Annotated in this window: 20 protein-coding genes and 2 tRNA genes; 14 read left to right on the top strand and 8 right to left on the bottom strand. The window is 66.6% G+C overall.

The window, feature by feature from the left end; all coding sequences use genetic code 11:
* Positions 1–41: 41 nt before the first annotated feature.
* Together RYH80_RS10220 and RYH80_RS10215 are read right to left on the bottom strand one after the other, a co-directional pair.
* Entirely contained in the window at positions 42–2,708 is a 2,667-nt protein-coding gene (locus RYH80_RS10220) for an ATP-binding protein (RefSeq protein WP_370903764.1), read from the bottom strand.
* Positions 2,709–2,782: 74 nt separating this feature from the next.
* Positions 2,783–3,289, bottom strand: coding sequence for a hypothetical protein (locus RYH80_RS10215; RefSeq protein ID WP_370903763.1), 507 nt, complete (start codon positions 3,287–3,289; stop codon positions 2,783–2,785).
* A 136-nt stretch (positions 3,290–3,425) separates the two neighbouring features.
* Here RYH80_RS10215 and RYH80_RS10210 point away from each other — a divergent pair, with 136 nt between their 5' ends.
* Positions 3,426–3,680, top strand: a complete 255-nt coding sequence (locus RYH80_RS10210; RefSeq protein ID WP_370903762.1) for a hypothetical protein — start codon at positions 3,426–3,428, stop codon at positions 3,678–3,680.
* A gap of 862 nt (positions 3,681–4,542) precedes the next feature.
* Here the strand turns inward: RYH80_RS10210 and RYH80_RS10205 are convergent.
* Positions 4,543–4,613 (bottom strand) — tRNA-Pro (locus RYH80_RS10205).
* Between the two features lie 246 nt (positions 4,614–4,859).
* Between RYH80_RS10205 and RYH80_RS10200 the strand changes: the two genes are divergently transcribed.
* The 8 genes from RYH80_RS10200 (at position 4,860) to RYH80_RS10165 (ending at position 9,138) form a co-directional block, all read left to right on the top strand.
* Entirely contained in the window at positions 4,860–5,468 is a 609-nt protein-coding gene (locus tag RYH80_RS10200; RefSeq protein WP_370903761.1) for a metal-dependent hydrolase, read from the top strand.
* A gap of 62 nt (positions 5,469–5,530) precedes the next feature.
* Positions 5,531–5,968, top strand: coding sequence for a universal stress protein (locus RYH80_RS10195; protein WP_370903760.1), 438 nt, complete (start codon positions 5,531–5,533; stop codon positions 5,966–5,968).
* A 23-nt stretch (positions 5,969–5,991) separates the two neighbouring features.
* Positions 5,992–6,390 carry a gamma-glutamylcyclotransferase family protein gene (locus RYH80_RS10190; RefSeq protein ID WP_370904699.1) on the top strand — a complete coding sequence of 133 codons (399 nt, stop codon included), beginning with the start codon at positions 5,992–5,994 and terminating at the stop codon, positions 6,388–6,390.
* A 453-nt stretch (positions 6,391–6,843) separates the two neighbouring features.
* Positions 6,844–6,999, top strand: coding sequence for a hypothetical protein (locus tag RYH80_RS10185; protein ID WP_370903759.1), 156 nt, complete (start codon positions 6,844–6,846; stop codon positions 6,997–6,999).
* Positions 7,000–7,142: 143 nt separating this feature from the next.
* Positions 7,143–8,354 (top strand): threonine ammonia-lyase, encoded by a 1,212-nt coding sequence (gene ilvA, locus RYH80_RS10180; protein ID WP_370903758.1) that lies wholly within the window; start codon positions 7,143–7,145, stop codon positions 8,352–8,354.
* A gap of 76 nt (positions 8,355–8,430) precedes the next feature.
* Entirely contained in the window at positions 8,431–8,814 is a 384-nt protein-coding gene (locus RYH80_RS10175; protein WP_370903757.1) for a Rid family detoxifying hydrolase, read from the top strand.
* A 7-nt stretch (positions 8,815–8,821) separates the two neighbouring features.
* Entirely contained in the window at positions 8,822–9,028 is a 207-nt protein-coding gene (locus tag RYH80_RS10170) for a DUF7981 family protein (protein ID WP_370903756.1), read from the top strand.
* A gap of 28 nt (positions 9,029–9,056) precedes the next feature.
* A tRNA-Ser gene (locus RYH80_RS10165) sits at positions 9,057–9,138 on the top strand.
* Positions 9,139–9,351: 213 nt separating this feature from the next.
* On the opposite strand, the gene RYH80_RS10160 is transcribed toward RYH80_RS10165, so the two are convergent.
* The 4 genes from RYH80_RS10160 to RYH80_RS10145 form a co-directional block, all read right to left on the bottom strand.
* A complete protein-coding gene (locus tag RYH80_RS10160) occupies positions 9,352–9,942 on the bottom strand; it encodes a 50S ribosomal protein L15e (protein WP_370903755.1) in 591 nt (196 codons plus the stop codon).
* A gap of 220 nt (positions 9,943–10,162) precedes the next feature.
* Positions 10,163–11,293 (bottom strand): phosphoribosylaminoimidazolesuccinocarboxamide synthase, encoded by a 1,131-nt coding sequence (locus RYH80_RS10155; RefSeq protein ID WP_370903754.1) that lies wholly within the window; start codon positions 11,291–11,293, stop codon positions 10,163–10,165.
* Positions 11,294–11,447: 154 nt separating this feature from the next.
* The gene (locus RYH80_RS10150; RefSeq protein WP_370903753.1) at positions 11,448–12,401 is read right to left on the bottom strand and encodes a DUF7958 family protein; all 954 of its coding nucleotides are present in this window, start codon (positions 12,399–12,401) and stop codon (positions 11,448–11,450) included.
* A complete protein-coding gene (locus RYH80_RS10145; protein WP_370903752.1) occupies positions 12,402–13,661 on the bottom strand; it encodes an eCIS core domain-containing protein in 1,260 nt (419 codons plus the stop codon).
* A 299-nt stretch (positions 13,662–13,960) separates the two neighbouring features.
* Between RYH80_RS10145 and RYH80_RS10140 the strand changes: the two genes are divergently transcribed.
* The 4 genes from RYH80_RS10140 (at position 13,961) to RYH80_RS10125 (ending at position 16,124) form a co-directional block, all read left to right on the top strand.
* The gene (locus RYH80_RS10140) at positions 13,961–14,410 is read left to right on the top strand and encodes a hypothetical protein (RefSeq protein WP_370903751.1); all 450 of its coding nucleotides are present in this window, start codon (positions 13,961–13,963) and stop codon (positions 14,408–14,410) included.
* A gap of 102 nt (positions 14,411–14,512) precedes the next feature.
* Positions 14,513–15,196, top strand: coding sequence for a hypothetical protein (locus tag RYH80_RS10135; RefSeq protein ID WP_370903750.1), 684 nt, complete (start codon positions 14,513–14,515; stop codon positions 15,194–15,196).
* A gap of 154 nt (positions 15,197–15,350) precedes the next feature.
* On the top strand, positions 15,351–15,887 hold the full coding sequence (locus RYH80_RS10130; RefSeq protein WP_370903749.1) for a JAB/MPN domain protein-containing protein: 537 nt from the start codon (positions 15,351–15,353) through the stop codon (positions 15,885–15,887).
* Positions 15,888–15,941: 54 nt separating this feature from the next.
* Positions 15,942–16,124, top strand: coding sequence for a hypothetical protein (locus tag RYH80_RS10125; protein WP_370903748.1), 183 nt, complete (start codon positions 15,942–15,944; stop codon positions 16,122–16,124).
* Positions 16,125–16,359: 235 nt separating this feature from the next.
* On the opposite strand, the gene dpsA is transcribed toward RYH80_RS10125, so the two are convergent.
* Positions 16,360–16,908 carry a DNA starvation/stationary phase protection protein DpsA gene (gene dpsA / locus RYH80_RS10120; RefSeq protein ID WP_370903747.1) on the bottom strand — a complete coding sequence of 183 codons (549 nt, stop codon included), beginning with the start codon at positions 16,906–16,908 and terminating at the stop codon, positions 16,360–16,362.
* Positions 16,909–17,479: 571 nt separating this feature from the next.
* Here dpsA and RYH80_RS10115 point away from each other — a divergent pair.
* Positions 17,480–17,821 carry a helix-turn-helix domain-containing protein gene (locus RYH80_RS10115; protein ID WP_370903746.1) on the top strand — a complete coding sequence of 114 codons (342 nt, stop codon included), beginning with the start codon at positions 17,480–17,482 and terminating at the stop codon, positions 17,819–17,821.
* The last annotated feature ends 38 nt before the right edge of the window (positions 17,822–17,859 follow it).

Here is a 17,859-nt window from a genome sequence, read left to right as displayed (position 1 = left end):
CCGCCGCAGGCGGCCACCCCGAGGAGTGAAAAAGGTCGGTGTCAGACCACCTTGATGTGGTCGCCGTCCGGCATGTAGAGATCGCCCTTCGTCTTCAGCTTCTCGATCTCGTCTTCGACCTTCGAGCGGTCCATCCCGACCTCGTCGGCGCGCTCCAGCACCTGGTCGCGGGGGGCGCCGGGTTCGTCCTCGTACTCCTCGTCGACCTCCCGGAGGAGGTCCTTGAGGTTCTTGATCCGGTCACGTTGACTCTTCGAGGTGCCGGTCTCGACCACGTCGGCGTCGAACTCGCCGGTCTCGGGGTCGACCCCGATGTCCTGGAGACACGAGCGGACGATCTCGATGACGCGCTCGGCGTCGTCGGCGGTCACCTCGTCGGCCAAGCGGACGCGAGCGGACGCCTCCGCGAGCCGGACGGTCGCCTCCAACTTCCGGGCGGTGACGGGGACCGGGGCGTCCTCGTCGGCACCTTTCGACCGGAGATCGACGTAGAACTCCTGGATCGCGTCGCGAGCGGCGTCCGTCATCCGCGGGAAGCAGTTCCGCTTCGAGTAGGCGACGTACTTCCTGAGGAGTTCGGCGTCGACCACCGGCGCGACCTCCTCTTGGACGTCTTCGACCTGTTGGCGCGTCACCTCGCTGTTGGTCATCTCCGTCTGCTGGGTGTTCAACTCCCCCGCGTAGTTCGTCGTGAGGATGTGATCCGCCAGCTTCGCGTCGTGGTCCGGGTCCGGCTGATCCGTCACCGTGAAGATCAGGTCGAACCGCGAGATCAACGCCGGCTCCAGGTCGATCTGCTCGCCGATCGGCTCGTACTGGTCGAACCGCCCGTACTTCGGGTTCGCCGCCCCCAACAACGAACACCGCGATTTGAGTGTCGCGTTTATTCCAGCCTTGCTTATGCTAATAGATTGTTGTTCTAATGCCTCGTGCATCGCAGACCTGTCGTCTTCGGCCATCTTGTCGAGTTCGTCGATGGCCGCGATCCCCTTGTCCGCGAGCACCAACGCCCCCGCCTCCAGCGTCCACTGCTGGCCGTCGCCGAAGTCGTCGCGGACGGCTGCAGCGGTGTTGTGTGTCACGACGCCGTTGGCGACGAAGTTGTTGGTCTCCGGAACGGTCAGATCGTACAATTCTTTCTCACCGGTGTCGACAGTGGTGACCACTCTGTCCCATTCCAGATCGGCCCCATCCGTGGACCCGACAGCACCGTCGGTCATCGCTGGTGCCCCGTCTGGGTCCTCGGCAGACTCGTCGGTCGCCGGTGACGATCGTTCGATCCCGTCGAAATTGGGGGTCCCGACGTGATCCCCCGCTTCGACCTCGGAGATCGGTGTCCACTCGGGGCCGTCGTCGCCACACGTCAGAACTGGTGTGTTCCGCGATGTCTCTAGCTGTGTCCCACTGGCCGTCTCGATCCGTCGACACGGCTTCGGTGGCATCCGCCAGACGTGTGACGTGGATGCGACCGTCGTCTCACCGGTCGCTTCGTCGTACGTGTAGAGGTCGAGCGCTCGTTCGACTGCAGTCTCCGTCTCCACCGACTCCGGAATGTCGGGTGTGACGATGTCTTCGATTCGCCTGATCCCGTCGGTCGTGTGGACGAGTGTGTCTCCGGTGACACACAACCCCGCGGCCGACGACCCCTTCCCGGAGGTGTACACCGACCGTGGCGCGATGTTCTGGGTGTACGAGAGGAGCTGCGATTTGCCTGTACCGGGATCGCCGATCAGGAGCATGTGCAAGTCGCCACGAATTCTGGACTCGTCCGGGAGGTGTTTGGTGACGCCGCCGAACAGTTGGAGGACGATGGCGAGTTTCTCCTGTTCGTAGCCGTAGATCGACGGGGCGACGGAGTCGACCATCTTCTCGTAGATGTCCGGACTGTCGGCGAGTTCGAGAATCTCCGCCACGTCCTCGTCGGAGATGTCCATGTCCTCGAACTCCTCGTCCTCGATGGTGACGGTGACACCGTCCATGTAGAGGTCGAACAGCGCCGTCTTCTCGTTGCCGGAGGTCTGCTGTTCGATGTGGAGCACGCCGGCGACGCTGACGTGGTCGCCCGGCGTGACCTCCCCACACACGTCGTCTTCGAGGTAGACGTCGATCGCCTGCGGGGTCTCGCCGCCGCGCAGCCCCTCCGGCGACTCCTGGACGCGGATCGTCTGGGCGTCGACGAACTCCGACTGATCGTGGTTGATCCGGAACGGGCCCTGTCGTTCACACCCCTGACACTCGTGGGGCTCCTGAAAGCCCGAGTCCGACTGCGGGATGTACGTCATCGTGCCGCAGCGTTGACACTCGAAGGCGGCCTCGACGATCTTCGGGCGCACGTCCGTCGCCTTCCGGACGATCCCCTGGACGGCGACCATCGAGCCGATGTGGTCGTCGACGACCCGGATGTTCCGGATGTCGATGGTGTTCGAGGCCGGCAGGCCGCGCAGGCGGACGTGTGCCTGCCCGAGCGACACGTCCGCGGGGAGGTCGTAGGTCCGCAGCGCCTCCTCGGCGATCTCGCGCATGTCCTCCGGCTTGTTGAGGTAGCGTTCGGCGAGCTCGGCGTCGAAGCGGTAGAGATCGTCGTACTCGACGTACAGCGACCGCTGTTCGTTGGGGTACCGCTGGGCGAGTTCGGCGATGTCGTCCTCGTAGTAGCGTCTGTAGAAGCCGCGGAACTCCTCCAACTCCTGGCGCTCCACCTGACTCATCGTACCGAGTGTGGTGCGCGATGGGGTAAGAACTGTCGGGTCGACCGGTCACCCACCTCGTGTGCCGTCTCGGCTCAGGTGAGCAGCAGGTACACCAGCGTCGAGACGATCAGGAGCTTCTTGAACACGATCACGCCGAGGACCACCTGCTGTGCGTCGAGCCGCTCCACGCGGTCGGAGACGCCGTGCGCGAGTCGCTCGGCGAGGTCGAGGCCCGAGAGGCCGTCGTCGTCGTCGCCGAACACGTCGCTCTCCGTGGCGGTGGGTAACGTCGCGGTCGGCACCCACTCGCCGTCGAGGTACGTGACGGCGACCGTCTCCCCTTCGAGGTACGGGAGGTGGTCGAAGTCGTACCCGGCGGCCGCCGCGAGCGACTCCAAGGCGAGCACGTCCCGTTCGCTGTGGAGGTCGAAAGAGACGTGCTCGTCGGCGTCGGCCCACGCGAACCCGAGCCGGAGCCGTGCCGTGGCGTCCGTCAGCGTCACCTCCCGGACGGTCGCTCGCTCCTCGTTGCCCGCGACCTCGCGGCGGCGCTGCTGGAGGGTCCGGTAGTCGTCGGTGGTGAGCGTCTCCGTACTCATCTCGTCGGAACCCAGGGGACGCGACGGCTTCAACTGTCGGGTCGCGTCTCCGGCAGGTCGCGGGGCGGATGGTGCGCCGGTCGACGCGACCCGTCCGGGCACAAACCATACCTCGGTGGCCGAGCCAGACGGAGCCGTGTCCGACTCACTCGCGTTGCGCGTGGTCCGTCGTCTGGACCCGATCCCGCTGTTACCGGCCGACTACCGCGAGCCCGCCGCGCGAGTCCTGTGGCTCCCGTTCGCTCCGGCGTACCTGCTCGGAATGCTCGTGTTGTTGCTCGCGCGACTGGTCAGGGAGGTCCACGCCGGGGTCGGTCGAGTGTTCGAGGCCGTCGCCGCCGTATTGATCCTCCCGTGTACGTACCTGTACGAGTCGTACTGGGCGCCGTAGTTCGTGCTCGGGTAGGTATCGGGACTCCGGCGTACGACACCCCTCTACGATTTCCCGTGTCGCAGGTCGTCCACTGATGTCACCTGCAATTGTTATCATGATTAGAATACATTGGGAGAATATCCGACCGTGTGAGTGAAGTACGAAGCAGGAGTAGCCCGAGTGCCGCCCGCTGATTACGGGTGGCAGGGATTGATATGTCTGCGATTCAGCTTCTGCCGGAGTCCGCCCCTGCGATGGGGGTGTTGACTGGCTCCCTGCTGGTTCACGGGGGCGCAGTCGCTGTGGGAGTTCTCTTCGCTGTACTCTCACTGGCGGCGTACGCTTACGTGAACTGAGACGACCCGTCTCGCTGGATAGGGTGTTGGTCGCCCCGCTCGGCTAACTGCCGGCGGATTTTCTTCGTACACGAAAGGGGATTGATATGTCGTTTCCCAGCTTCTGCCACCTACCAGGCCTCACACTTCCCTGCTACTGGTGGCACATCTGGGTGTTTACCGGCCTGGTGATGAATCAGGCCATCAGTCAGTCACTTCTCCGGGCTAATAAACCAAACGGTGACACAGAAGACCACTCTGTGGGTCTCCTGGGCTACTCTACTTCTTTCACACGTCTCACTTTACCACCGATCCGTAGGCGCTACTGTGGCGATGTAATTCTGGATTCGAAGGATTCCCGACGAATCCATTCGTACCAGCTGCCGGCAGTGTTCAGCGTCGGTGGGGACCGTTCGTTCGTCTCTGTCGGAGTTCGTGTGTTGAACGTTTCCACCGATTCGTCCCGTCGTGTTCGCCGGAGGCTCTCTCGCACGTCGACAGCCGAACCTACCGAATCTGTTAGTTTAGCAAGAGTCCGTACGTAGTGGGACCGCCCGGATTTGAACCGGGGTCACGGGCACCCAAGGCCCGAAGTATACCACTAACCCACGGTCCCGTACCTCCACCTCCGAGAGAGCGGGAGTAAAACGTTTCGTCCCGCCGGAGCCACCCACACGCACCTCGTCCCCACGAGATCGTCCCCCGCCGCAACCCCTCCGATCCCGGTCGACACTCACGCCGCAACCCCTCAGCTCCCGGTCGACACGCTCGCCCGTCACTCCCACCGGCCCCCACGCGAGCGGGACGGTACCACGGCGCCCGGGAAGGTTAACTCGCAGCGGGCCCCACCACGGACACCGTGATGGCGACCACACACACGCTGGCGGGGGTGCTCCTCGGACTGGCGGCACTCGCCGTCGCGCCGGTGGAGTCCGGGCTGGTCGTCCTCGCCGGCGCGGTCGGCGGGTTGGTGCCTGATCTGGACCTCCTCGGAGCCCACCGTCGGACGCTCCACTTCCCCGGGTGGGGGACACTCGCCGCGGTGGGTGCGACGGGGGTCGCCGTCGTCGCGCCGACGCTCGAGACCGTCGCGGCGGCCACGTTCCTGTGGGCGTTCGCGCTCCACGCCGTCGCCGACGTGGTCGGCGGGGGCCTCTCGCTTCGCCCGTGGAACCCCAGCTCCGACCGTGGCGTGTACGAACACGTGCGCGGGCGGTGGCACCCGCCGCGGCGGTGGATCAGGTACGACGGCGCACCCGAGGACGCCTTCCTCGCCGTGTCGATGGGGCTGGTCGCGTACGCCAGCCTGGACGGCACCGGACGGACCGCCGTCGTCGGCCTCCTCGTCGTCTCCGTCGTGTACGCGGGGACGCGGCGTGCCCTGGTCGACGGGGGCCAGGCGCTCGTCGACCGCCTGCCGCCGTGGCTGGTCCGCGTGCTCCCCGAGGCGCTCGTCGGGGACTTCCGGTAGCTCCTCCCTGCGACTGCCACGCGGGAGGTGAAGCTAACTGTCCGCACCGCGTACTCCCGGCTATGCGCTACCTCGTTGCCATCGACGGGTCGGACGCGAGCGACGCGGCGGTGACACACGCCTGCACTCTCGCGGAGCGGACGGAGGGGACCGTCTCGCTGGTCCACGCCGTCGAACCCGAGGTGTACGACGACGGCGGGTCGACCCACGACACCGACAGACTCGTCCAGAGCGTCGACGACGCCGAGGAACGCGGCGAGCGACTTCTCTCGGAGGCCGCGGACGCGGTCGAGTCCCGGGGCGTCACCGTCGAGGCGACACACCTGCTGTACGGTGATCCGACGGCCGAGATTCCGGCCTTCGCCGCCGAGGAGGGGTACGACGGGATCGTCGTCGGTCACCGCGGGCTGTCCGACCGGTACGAACGAGTGTTGGGCAGCGTGGCGAAGGGACTGATCGGGCGGACGGACGTGCCCGTCACGGTCGTCCGGGACGACTGACCGTGGCCTCGGACGACGCCTCCGTGGACGTGTTCGTCTACGGGACGCTGACGGACCCCGACCGGGTCGGCGAGGTCCTCCACTCGTACGTCTTCGTCGGGCCCGCGACGCTGCGGGGACTCCACGCTGTCGACGGGGAGTACCCGACGCTGGCACCCGGTGGCGAGGTCGCCGGGCGACTCCTCCGGACCGACGAACGCGACCGACTCGACGAGTACGAGCGCGTCGCCGACGGCCTGTACACACGTGTCGTCGTGCCGATCACCGCCGGCCACGACTCCGTCGCCGACGAGGCGGTCGTGTACGCCGGCGACCCGGACGCACTCGACGCCGACGCGACGTGGCCCGGGTCCGGGTCGTTCGCCGACCGCGTCGCGACGTACGTGACCGACGAGTCTGTCTGTGTCGACCCACAGTGGTGAGTGGGTCTGCGAGCACCGAGGCGACCCGCGTGGTGGACGGTGGCTGCGAGCACCGAGGCGACGGATCGGAGTGGCCGAACCGGTGTCTCACCCCCCGCAGACGGACGGCACACGACCGTCTGACGGCCACGTCGTCCCGCTCCCGTACTGCGGTTACACTTTCACTCCGCGTGACCGAGCTTTATACCACTCCGTCCGCAGTACCTAGGTGCACGTCACACGCGTGCTCACCGCTCCACCAGTTCCCCCGGTGGACGACGACCGTCGACGCGCGGTAGTGTGGTGTCGGAGACGGGCCGCCGTCTTCCCCCGGCGGCGACCCAGGGTTCTGCCGACACACGACGGATCCACTCGCCAGCCACGAGGGTGTTCTAATCTGTTAGACTGTTCGTTCGAGAGAGTTCGAAGTGGTTAGATACTGCTTGAAAGTGTGTGGAGGTGCTCCAGTGGTGTATGACGGTGAGATTCCCGACGACGGAACTGGCGGCGGTGATGGACGATTCGGCCGACGAGGCGACGAGAGAGGCGACCCCGACGGGCGATCCGCCCGTCGACGGGTCGTCGGCCGAGGCGACACCGTCGGTGCGCGCCGGCAACTGCGACGACTGAGGCGACGGCGAGGTGGGCTGCTCCCCGAACGACCCCGCCACGGCCCTCCAGCCGACGCTGCCGCCCCCGCCGAACGACCGGGGTAACGGCGGGTCCCTGCCCCAGACGAAACGTCTAACGGGTACCCTCCTACTCCTTCGAGTATGATCAGTCTCGACGACGTGCTCGCGGCCCGCGAGCACGTGTCGGCGGTCGCGCGGGACACACCACTGGAGTACTCGAACACGTTCTCGCGGATGACGGGTGCGGAGATCCACCCGAAACTCGAGACGTTCCAGCGGACCGGGTCGTTCAAGATCCGCGGTGCGGCCAACCGGATCGCCCAGTTGAGCGACGCCGAGGCGGAGGCAGGCGTCGTCACCGCCAGTGCCGGCAACCACGCACAGGGTGTCGCGTTGGCGGCCACGCGGGCAGGTGTCGACGCCACCGTCGTGATGCCGAGACACGCCCCCGTCTCGAAGGTAGACGCGACGCGCCGGTACGGCGCGACGGTGGAACTGCACGGCCGCGACTACGCGGACGCACAAGAACGCGCCCACGAGATCGAGACCGAGGAGGAACGGACGTACGTCCACGCCTTCGACGACGACCTCGTGATGGCCGGCCAGGGGACGCTCGGGTTGGAGATCGTCGAGTCGCTCCCGGAGGTGGACACCGTCGTCGTCCCCATCGGCGGCGGCGGCCTGATCTCCGGGGTCGCGACGGCCGTGAAGGGGTTGCTCGACGACGTGCGCGTCGTCGGCGTCCAGGCTGCGGGTGCCGACTCGGCGGCGCGGTCGTTGGCGAAAGGTCGCCGCGAGCGCACCGACGAGGTGGACACGGTCGCCGACGGGATCGCGGTCTCGGAGGTCGGAGAACGCACCTTCGAGGTGATCCGCGAGCGCGTCGACGAGGTGGTGACCGTCACCGACGAGGAGATCGCACTGGCGCTGACGCTGTTGCTCGAACGCTCGAAGACACTCGTCGAAGGGGCGGGTGCGGTGGCGCTGGCGGCGGTGCTCGAAGAGCGGTTCGACTACGACGACGGCGAGGTGATCGTCCCGGCGCTGTGTGGCGGGAACATCGACCTGAACCAGTTGACCACGGTCGTGATGCGCGGGCTCGTCCAGTTGGGTCGGTACCTGAAGCTCCGCACGGAACTGAAGGATCGCCCCGGTGCACTGGAGGGGCTGATCGAGGTGATCGCCGAGCACAACGCCAACATCTACGCCATCCGCCACGACCGCACGTCACGCGACATCGCGGTCAACGCCGCCGAGGTGGAACTCGACATCGAGACGCGCGACGAGGAGCACGGCGCCGAACTCGTCGCGACACTGGAAGAACACGGCTACGACGTGGACGTGTTGGTGTGACCCGGCTCGGACTCGGCGGTTCGACCACCGCACTGGATTCACCCGATTTATACTTCGGCGTGTCGCACTCGTGGGTGTGAAAGAGATCGTCTCGACGGACGACGCACCGGCGGCAGTGGGCGCGTACAGCCAGGCGACGACGGACGGGGACCTCCTGTTCACGGCGGGCCAGATCCCGCTGACCCCCGACGACGAGCTGCGGGCGGACGCCTCCATCGCCGAGCAGACGGAACTGGCACTGGACAACCTGACGGCCGTCCTGGAAGAGGGTGGCGCGAGCACCGACGACGTGCTGAAAGTGACCGTCTTCCTCGCGGACATCGACGACTTCGACGAGATGAACGAGACGTACGCGACGTACTTCGACGAGGAGCCGCCGGCCCGCTCGGCCGTCCAGGCGGGGGCGCTCCCGAAGGGTGTCGGCGTCGAGATCGAGGCAATCGCCAGCGTCGACGACTGACGGACCCGTGACGCCGCGCGCGAAAGGTGCCGTCCTGTGGGGGCTGGTGGGTGCGTTGTCGTTCCTCGTGCTCGCACAGGGGTACGTCCTCCTCGGCGGACGCCTCCCCGTCGGCCTGCTCGGACGGCTCGGTGTCGGCGCCGTCGTCGGGGTGGTCGCGACCGGCGCGACGTACCTCGCGGCGGGACGACTCGCACGGAAGGAACAAGGTTAAGACGCCGAGGGCAGGTAGTTCGTCACGAGCCGGGATGGCCGAGTGGTAAGGCGCACGCCTGGAAAGCGTGTTCCCTCACGGGATCGAGGGTTCGAATCCCTCTCCCGGCGTCGCGGCGGCTCGCGGTCGGTCCGTTCTGTCTCTGTCGACTCGCCAGATCCGTCTCTGCCCGTCACGTCGCGTGGATCGGCTACGAGTGAGACGGTCGTCACTGGAGATGGAGTCTGGTTCGGAGTGAGTCCGATTCGAAGTGGGTCTAGTTCGGAGCCGGTCCGCGAGTAGCGAGTCGTGGTGTGACCCCTCGGGTCACCCCACCGGTCGCGTCACTTGCCGCGGCGACGGTCGCCGGAGACGGACGGACGCGTGTGCTCGGTGCCGCTGCCGCGTTCCGTCTGCCCGCGACCCTTCCGGCCCGCGTTCGTCAGGCCACGGAACGCACGACCCTTGTGGGTGTCGTCGCAGATCCAGTTCAGGTCGTCGTCGTTCTCGATGGCCGGGTGGTGGGGGTCGACGAGGATCGTCTCGAACCACTTCTGGGAGCCGTCCTCACCCACCCAGTAGCTGGCGAGCACGCGCAGGTTCGGGAACTTCCGCGAGACGCGTTCCTCGCCGATCCGCTGGGTCGACTTCCGGCGACCGATCCGGTTGACGCCCTGGCGCTTCGACCGCCGACCGGCCTTGTGCCGCTGCTTGCGGGCGTTCCCCTTCCGGACCGAGACGCGCGCCACGACGATCCCCTGTTTGGCCTTGTAGCCCAGGTCGCGGGCCTTGTCCAGCCGGGTGGGGCGGTCGACGCGGACGATCGCGCCCTGGTCGCGCCACTCCTGTTTGCGTTGCCACTGCAGTTCGGCGAGTTTCCCGTCGTCCGGGTCTCGCCACGCCTCCTTGATGTGGGAGTAGAAGCTTCGTGCCATTGTGTCTCCTGCGGGCGCTTGCGATTCAGTCCCGCGAGACTCGCGTCCCGCACGCGGCCACCTCGCGGCGACCGTCGAAACCACATCTCGTCCCGGCGAACCGGGTGCCCACCGGCGGCCCACTGGCCGGCGAGTTACTGACGATTCCGCGTCGGCGGTCTTAACCACTTCGAAGCGGCGTGATCGCTGGGCGCTCGCGGGACATCGCCACAGGATGTCGTCAGATCGCGTCCAGTGCTGCGACCGCCGCCGGGAGCGACGGGGCGTCGAACCACCCGGCACCGTCGTGATCGCCCGCGACGTAGGCGTCGGCCGCCGCGACGTACGCGTCCGCGACCGTCTCGACTACTGTCTCGGGGAGTGCCGGCGGCGACAGCTCACACAGCGGGCGCCAGTCCGCGACACCCTCGGCGTCTGCGCGACGTTTCGCGTCGCTCACGGCGTCGACCCACTCGGGGTGTTCACGGCGGTAGTACTGTCGGACGGCCTCCTTCGAGACCTGTCGCCCCTCGTGTGCGAACCGGTTCTCGTCGAGCGTGCCGGTCACGTCCGCGACTCCCACCTCGCCGCCGGCGTAGTAACACTCGATCTTCCCGTCCTCGTGTGTCAACCCCGCCGCCGCCGCCCGCTCCGTGACGACCTCGTTCACTCGCCGGGCGAGCTCGGCCAACCGGTCGACGCTCGCCCGTCCGGCGAGCCGGTCCGCCGTCTCGCGGTCGAGGTAGCGGTCTCGCTCCTCGTACTTCGTCGAGAACTCCACCACCGGCTCCGGGAGTGTGACGGGCTCGTCGGGCCACTCCGCACGGTCGAGTCCCACCTCCGCCGGCTCGCGGCGCCGCCGGAGACTCGACCCGACCGGGACGGCGTTCCGGAAGACGATCTCCAACGGGACGAGGTACGTCTCCCCCGCCGCGGCGTAGAACGCGTCGTAGTCGTAGCCGTTCTCCACGCCGGGTGTGGGTGTGTGCGTGGGTGTGTCTCCACTCGATGTCGTGTCTGGGCTACCCTCGCCGGCCGCGTCGCTCGCTCCGTCTGCGCCGACGTACGGCAAGTCCGGCACCTGCACGAGGTCGATCACCATCTCGCGTGGCGGCTCGTCGAGGGCGGTCAACTCCCGTGCCGGCCCGCCGTCGATGGCGACGCCGCGGTAGTGGGTCGGGACGCCGGCGGCCGCCAGCGACTCGAACGTCGCCGCCCCCGAGAGACACAACGAGGCCCCCTTCCCCGGGATCTGGTCGGGCATCTGCCCCCAGTCGAACACGGAGTAGTCGTCGGTGAACACGAACCGACCACGCCCGGTCGCCGTCCGACTCGCCTGCTCGGCGACGCGGAACTCCTTGACGCTGGTCACGACCGACCCTGCGTCCCCCCGTGTGAAGAACGCTTCCACTCACGTGCATCACTCGGCGTGTGATCCGGGTGGGTGTGTACGCGAACGTGGGTACGACGAGGTGTGGTTCGAGTGGAATCGGTGCGGGTGGTGACTGTTCGGGTAGACGGGGGCTCTACGCGACGTAGCCGGGAATATCGGCGTCGGGGTCGACGTAGTCGGGGTAGAGGTCGACGATGCGGTAGTTCTGGGCGTCGTGGTGGGTACCGTGGCCGAGGACACGGTAGGCGGCAGGTGGTTCGATCCCGCGACTGACGTAGGCGTCGCGGAGTTGACACAGGAGGTGTCGTGACAGTAGCGCGTCGAACTGTTCGAGTGACTCGACACTGCTGGGTGGCATCTCCAGTCGCGTGTCGGGATCTGGATCGAGCCCGTCGTCGCCGACAGTCCGTGTCTCGTTGGTCGCCTCGTAGTGGCGGTAGTACACCTGCGAGGTACTCTCGATGCCGAAGTCTGGGAGATCCAACTCCAGGTCGTCGTCGTCCACCTCCTCGGTGAAGCGGGCGGCGATTCCCTCGAGCGCGCCGTCGAGGAAGTCCTGCAGTGAGAACTCGCTGGCGATGTCGGCGGTGAGACGACCGATCTCCTCGGCGAACTGCTCGGCGGTTCCACGGATCTCGTCGAGGTCGGCCGCCAATTGGACGTGCTGGTGGTACAGAACGAACTCGTCACCGGAGACGTGCCGGGAGATGGACACCGGTCGTGCGACCTCCTCGTGGAAGTGACTCGCCTGTTGCCGGTAGAACTGTCCGAAGTCGGCCTCGATCTCGCCGAGCGAGTGGTTCTGGAGCGTACACAGCGTCGCCGCGATCCGATCGGGGTTACGGTACGGCGTCAGCGTGTCGTAGTCCGTCTCCCGATAGACGTAGTACTTCGCGTACTTGCGAGCCTGCGCGACGTGTTGATTCTCGTTCTCTGTCCGCTCGTCTGCGTCGTCTGGATACCCGTCTTGCCCGTGGCCTCTGTTGGTACCGTCCTTGTTTACCGCGATCTTGTGTTCGATACCGTTGTTGTCTACGACTCTCACGCCGATCCAGTCGTCTTCTCGATCGATGATTTCGCCTTGCATCTATGAACCAGGGTATCCACTCGTGTCGTCTGCGTCTGTTCCAGTGGTCTGCTGCCCACTGTCGCGGTACTGTTTGAGTTCCTGGATGAGTCGGTCAACGTTCGCGCCGCCGGTGACGGCGGCGGAGGCGAGTCCGGCGGCACCCGCGCCGACGGCGAGTGTGACGAGCGGGAGCCAAGCGGGTGCGCTGGTCGTCGCCGCAGCGGCACCACTCACACCGAGTGCGTTCATCGCCACAGTCTCGCCGACAGAGGTGCTGCTCCCCTTGATCACTTCCGTGACAGCGGCCTTCAGCCCGTCTTCTGTCATCGCCTCGGTGAAGCCGCGGTCGGCCGACTCCAACGCCGAGAGCCGTCGCTCGTGTTCTGCGAGCCGTGCCTCGATCGCACTCACGTCGGCGTCGCCAGACTGCCGGACCTGTTCGAGCAGTTCTACGTCTGGCATCCGTTGCAGGTGAACGTCGGTATCGGAGAGTTTCTGAATGCCGAGTTTGCCACCAGCCATCACGCGCTGAGCAGTCTCCTCGGCCTCGCGTTCTAGTTCCGGGTCGGGATCGATCTCCAGTTGGACATCTTCCTGCGGGAGCATCGAGAGGTCGCCACCGGTCTGCTGGCGGACGTGTGCCAACTCGTGAGCCAGGACGTGCTGACCTTCTGCAGATTCAGGGTCGTACTCACCGGCACCGAACGCGACGTGGTTGCCGACGGTGAACGCGCGGGCGTTGATCTGCTCCGCTGCCGCGGCCGCCTTCGGTCCCGTGTGAATCCGTACGTCGCCTAACGAGTCACCCATCCGTTCCTCCACGGCGCGCTGGATCGAGGTGTCCAGCGGCCGGCCAGGAGAGGAGATTACCTCACGTACAGAGTCAGGAACTCCGGTGTCTCCGTCTGGTGAGCGACGACGCTTTCGAAACACCGGATCGGTGTTCTCGTCCAGCGAGTCCTCGTTGAACTCTTCGATGTTCCAGGGTATCTCGGAGTCTTTCCGATCACGGAACCGCTGCATCTTCGAGGGGGTGCCCATCGCGTCGATCGGCATCCCCTCGTCGATCCATTGGTGGAGGCGACGACCGTACTGTTTCTCCAACCCGAGGAGATCCTCGTACTCCGACCCGTCTGCAATCGACCGGCCGTAGTACGCCTCTGCTTGCTCTTTGCTGATCTTACCTCCGGTGTTAGGACCTGCCGACGACCGTGATACCCACCGCCTGTCGTCGTCTCCCTCCGTCTCACTCGACTGTTCGCCGTCTGTCTCGGACACCCTGTTCCGAGACCACCGCGAGCGTCGACTCATCTGTCGACTCTGAATCCTGTCCGATACCGCTTAATCCTTCCCCCTATAATACGAATGCTAATCACTGCCGATGGAAGAGATGCCGTGACCGAACCCGCCACCGTAGATGAGACACCACACGCCGACAGCTAATCCCAACGTAACCGTAGCTATTAACAACTCCCCTGCCCAACGCCGAGACACGACACTGCGGGGTCGTCACTGCAACAGAAGTGGCAGGGTGGTGGGAACACCCTACCCTCGCAGTGTCGTGGAGCGCCACGACAATGTGTTCGAACGATTCTCCGTCTGAAAAGGATGACGGGACGACCGAGGTACAGCCACTGCTCGACAGCTACGAGACGCACCTGGAGACACTGCGCTTGCTCCCACTGCCGCAGTACCGCAGTAGGGAACTCCTCACAGCCACGGAAGAACTCCGCGACAGACTCGCGACGAGCGGATTCGTCCCCCCGACACAACTCCAACACCTGCTGTGTGTCGTCGCGGAGGCCATCGACGACGTACGCGCCGCCGCGACGGGCGAACCCGACAGACTCCCCGAAGCGCCACGCTACCCGGTCGGCACACCACGCGACGAGTACACGATGACACCCGACGAGCGCGAGACGGTACTCGACGGGCTCACGAACCTCCAGTTCACGCTCGTCGAGACACCGACCCTCCCCGACGGCTGGCGCCGGCGACTCGAACGCCGACCGTCCACAGCGGCGTAGCCACCCGCCCACCACACCTCACCACTCGGCACGCGTCACCACACCGCGAGACACGCCGGAGCGGCGACGCTTAAACGGCCGGCACCCGTACGACGGGTAGAGATGCCGATGAAAGGTAGTGGGACGGCGAACCTGCGGGAGATCGACCGGCACGACGCCGGCGTCGGGTGGATCGCGTACCCGGACGAACAGATGCAGCGGGCGAGTCACGCGGTCGTCCACGACGGGGAGGTGTGGGTGTTGGACCCCGTCGACGCGACGGGTGTCGACGACCTCCTCGCGGAGTTGGACGGCGAGGTGGCGGGCGTCGTCACCTGTCTCGACCGGCACAAACGCGACGGCGCGGCGGTGGCGAACCGCCACGACGTGCCCGTCTACGTCCCCGAGTGGATGACCGGCGTCGCGCCGGAGCTAGACGCCCCCGTCGAGCGGTTCGGCGCGACGCTCACCGAGGGCGTCCGGGCAGTCGAGGTCCGCGACTCCTCGCTGCCGCCGTGGCAGGAGGTCGCCCTGCTGTTCGAGTCCTCGGGAACGCTGTTCGTCCCGGAGGCGCTCGGCACCGCGGAGTACATGGTGACCGGCAGCGAGCGACTCGGCGTCCACCCGATGCTCCGGTTGACGCCGCCGCGGAGCGCGCTGACCGGTCTCGACCCCGAACACGTCGTCGTCGGCCACGGCGAGGGCGTCCACGGGAACGCTGCCGACGCGGTCGCGGACGCGCTGGCCGCCGCCCGCGGGAACACCCTGTCGCTGTACGGGAAGACCGTCAAGTCGCTGTTGTCCTGAGGCGGGTGCGTGGTGGAGACGGCGGAGACGCTGGGCCACCCCGAGTCACCTGGTGTGACACTCGACGGCTACCGTCGCCGACCCCGTGTCACCCACCTCGGAGCTGCTCGCCGCGGACCGGCACGCGTTTCCGTCGCCGGCCCCGTGTGATCGTGTGGTCACGATCACGCGCGGACTCCTGTCGGTGTTGTGCGAGCGGGCCGTGGCCGGCGACCCGGAGTCCGTGACCGTGGCACTCGACACGACGCCCGCCGACGAGTTGGTGGGTGTCGAGGCGGAAGTCGACGCGGAGACGCCGGTGCTCACACACTTCTACCTCCCAGAGGCGGGCGCGTCGGTCTCCGCGGTGTTCGGGATGGACCTGAGTCGCCCCAGCGGGAGTGGGCTGTTCGTCTCGCACCCGGACGGCCGACAGGGACTCTCCGAGACGGACGACCTCGCCGGCGTCGTCCTGGTCGCCACGCCGCCGTACGATCTCGAGGATGTCCGCGCGTACGACCGACGCGGCCGACGCCAGCCGCTCGAAGTCACCGACGCGACGCCACCCGAGGAACGGCTGGACGACGCCGCGGCCGCGCCCGGTGAGGAGCCAGCCGACGACGCTGCCCCAGCGGAGAGACGGCCGAGTGACGCCGAGCCCTCCGAGGCGGGACACGACGAGTCGGACCCGACCGCGGCGAACGACGAGTAAGGCGTCGGCCGGAACCCGGAACGCTCAAGTGTTTAGGTTCGCCTAAACTCATCCATGCCGACGAACACCGGTCGCGCGGACGAGGCGGTCGACGACGAGGAGCCACCGGCCGCCGCGGACGCGCCGACCGTCCGTGCCTGCGAGGCGCAGCCGGACCGCACAGTGTTGCTGGAGGACGACAACTCCGACGGGTGGATCGCCTCCGATCTCACCGTCACCGCCGACGAGTTCCGCTGACGCCGCCGCTCGCAGCTTCTCGCTCCCGGGTGTCGCTCGGATCACCGCTCCACGGTCGACGCTCTGTCTCGCTAGGTCGCTCGCACGATCGGCTCCTCACTCGTCGGCTCGTCGGAAGAACCGCGTGGCGGTGGTGCCGTGGTCGCGACGCGACACCACCGTGCCGTCGTCGTGACCGTCGCGCCCGGTGGCGCGGTCGAGTGTGTCTCCGACTCCGCGTGGCGTGTGGAGCCGCTCAGTTCAGTGTCTCCTCGGAGACGAGCGTGTCGTCCTCGAGGTAGTGTTCGAGGTGGTGGGCGTGTTCCTCCACCGTCAGGAGGTGCTGGCGGAGCAGTTCGGCGGTGGCGTGGTCGCCCAGCCCCTGCGCGAGTTCCACGTGGTCGCGCATCTGCTCGATGATCTCGCCGTACATCTCCATGTCGTTGCGCAGCGACGTACGGATGTCGTACACGTCGTCACCCTCCGGCTCGACGGGTGCGCGCTCCTCGAGTTGCGCGCCACGCGAGAGCGGGACACCACCCAGCGCCTGTGCGCGTTCGGCGAGTTCGTCCGCGGCCTCTTCGGCGTCTTCGGCGGCCTCGCCGAGGTACTCGTGGATGTCGCGGAACTCCGCACCCTCGACGTTCCAGTGGTGCTTCTTCAACTGGAAGTAGAGGACGTACGTCGCCGCGAGGTCGCTGTTGAGTGCGGCCACGAGTTCTTCGGTCTTCTCCTGATCGAGGCGCAGCGCCTCGCTCGCTTCCACGCTGTCGACGGTCGCTCTGACGGACTTCTGTGTGCTCATCGCGTCTCTTCGTAGGGTCGCCACGGACTTAGTTCCGGTGGTGCCCGTCGCTCGCTGGTAGTTTTCTCACCTACGATGGTGTTACTTTGTGACAGTGTCGCGGGTGTGAAGGGACTCACCGAGAGGAAGAGATACCGTCCGAGTCTCTGTCTTCTCGTTCAGATCGCGTCTTGGTGATGGCCGAACAGGAGACAAATGTCGGGTTCACGGTAGCCGCAAGCGTGGAGTAGCTGCGCGGCGTCGTCGAACGGTGGGCCGACGAGCCACAGTGTATCGTCCGTCTCACTGTACCCGACGCAGTCGACCCGGGATAGTCGGTCTCGGGCGGTACGTCTGGACTGTCTGTTCTCGGAGACCGGTGCGTCGGCGACGAGTCGATCCACCGCCACACGCTCTGACCACCCGAACGAGCGGGCGAGCGTGTACACCAGCACACAAGCCACGTCGTCGGTCTTTGGCACATTCGACTACGGCGTGTCCGGACACTTCGTGCTTGTGCAATTGTTTTCCGCTACCTGTAATCTGGTCTGCACAACACTTTCGACGGTCGAGCGTCTACACCCGGACGAGAATGGCCGAAGCAATCGACGAAGACGGCCGGGATCACGGCGACGAGCAGCCAGAGACCGGGTGGCGTGTCGTGGCGGAGAATCCGAGTCTCGTTCGCATGGTCGATGGCCTCCTGTCACTGCCGCCGCGTCGCGAGTTCAACAAGTCTGAACTGGCGGAGATCACCGGAGTCAGTCGCCGCTCGGTCCACACACACCTCGACACGCTGCGACAGTTGGGCGTGGTCGAGGCGGTCCCCGACACCTCCCCAGCGCGCTTCCGGTTCGACAGAGACAGCGACGTGTCGCGGGCACTGATCGAACTCGACGCGGCGGTCAACCGGAACGGGCCCAACGCCGAGTAGGTGACGCGACCGAGCACTCGAAGCCACCACGCCGGGGA

Source organism: Halobaculum sp. MBLA0147 (genome assembly GCF_041361345.1).
Lineage (GTDB): Archaea > Halobacteriota > Halobacteria > Halobacteriales > Haloferacaceae > JAHENP01.
The sequence above is the reverse complement of the archived record's forward strand: the minus strand, read 5'-3'. Positions and strand labels throughout refer to the sequence as shown.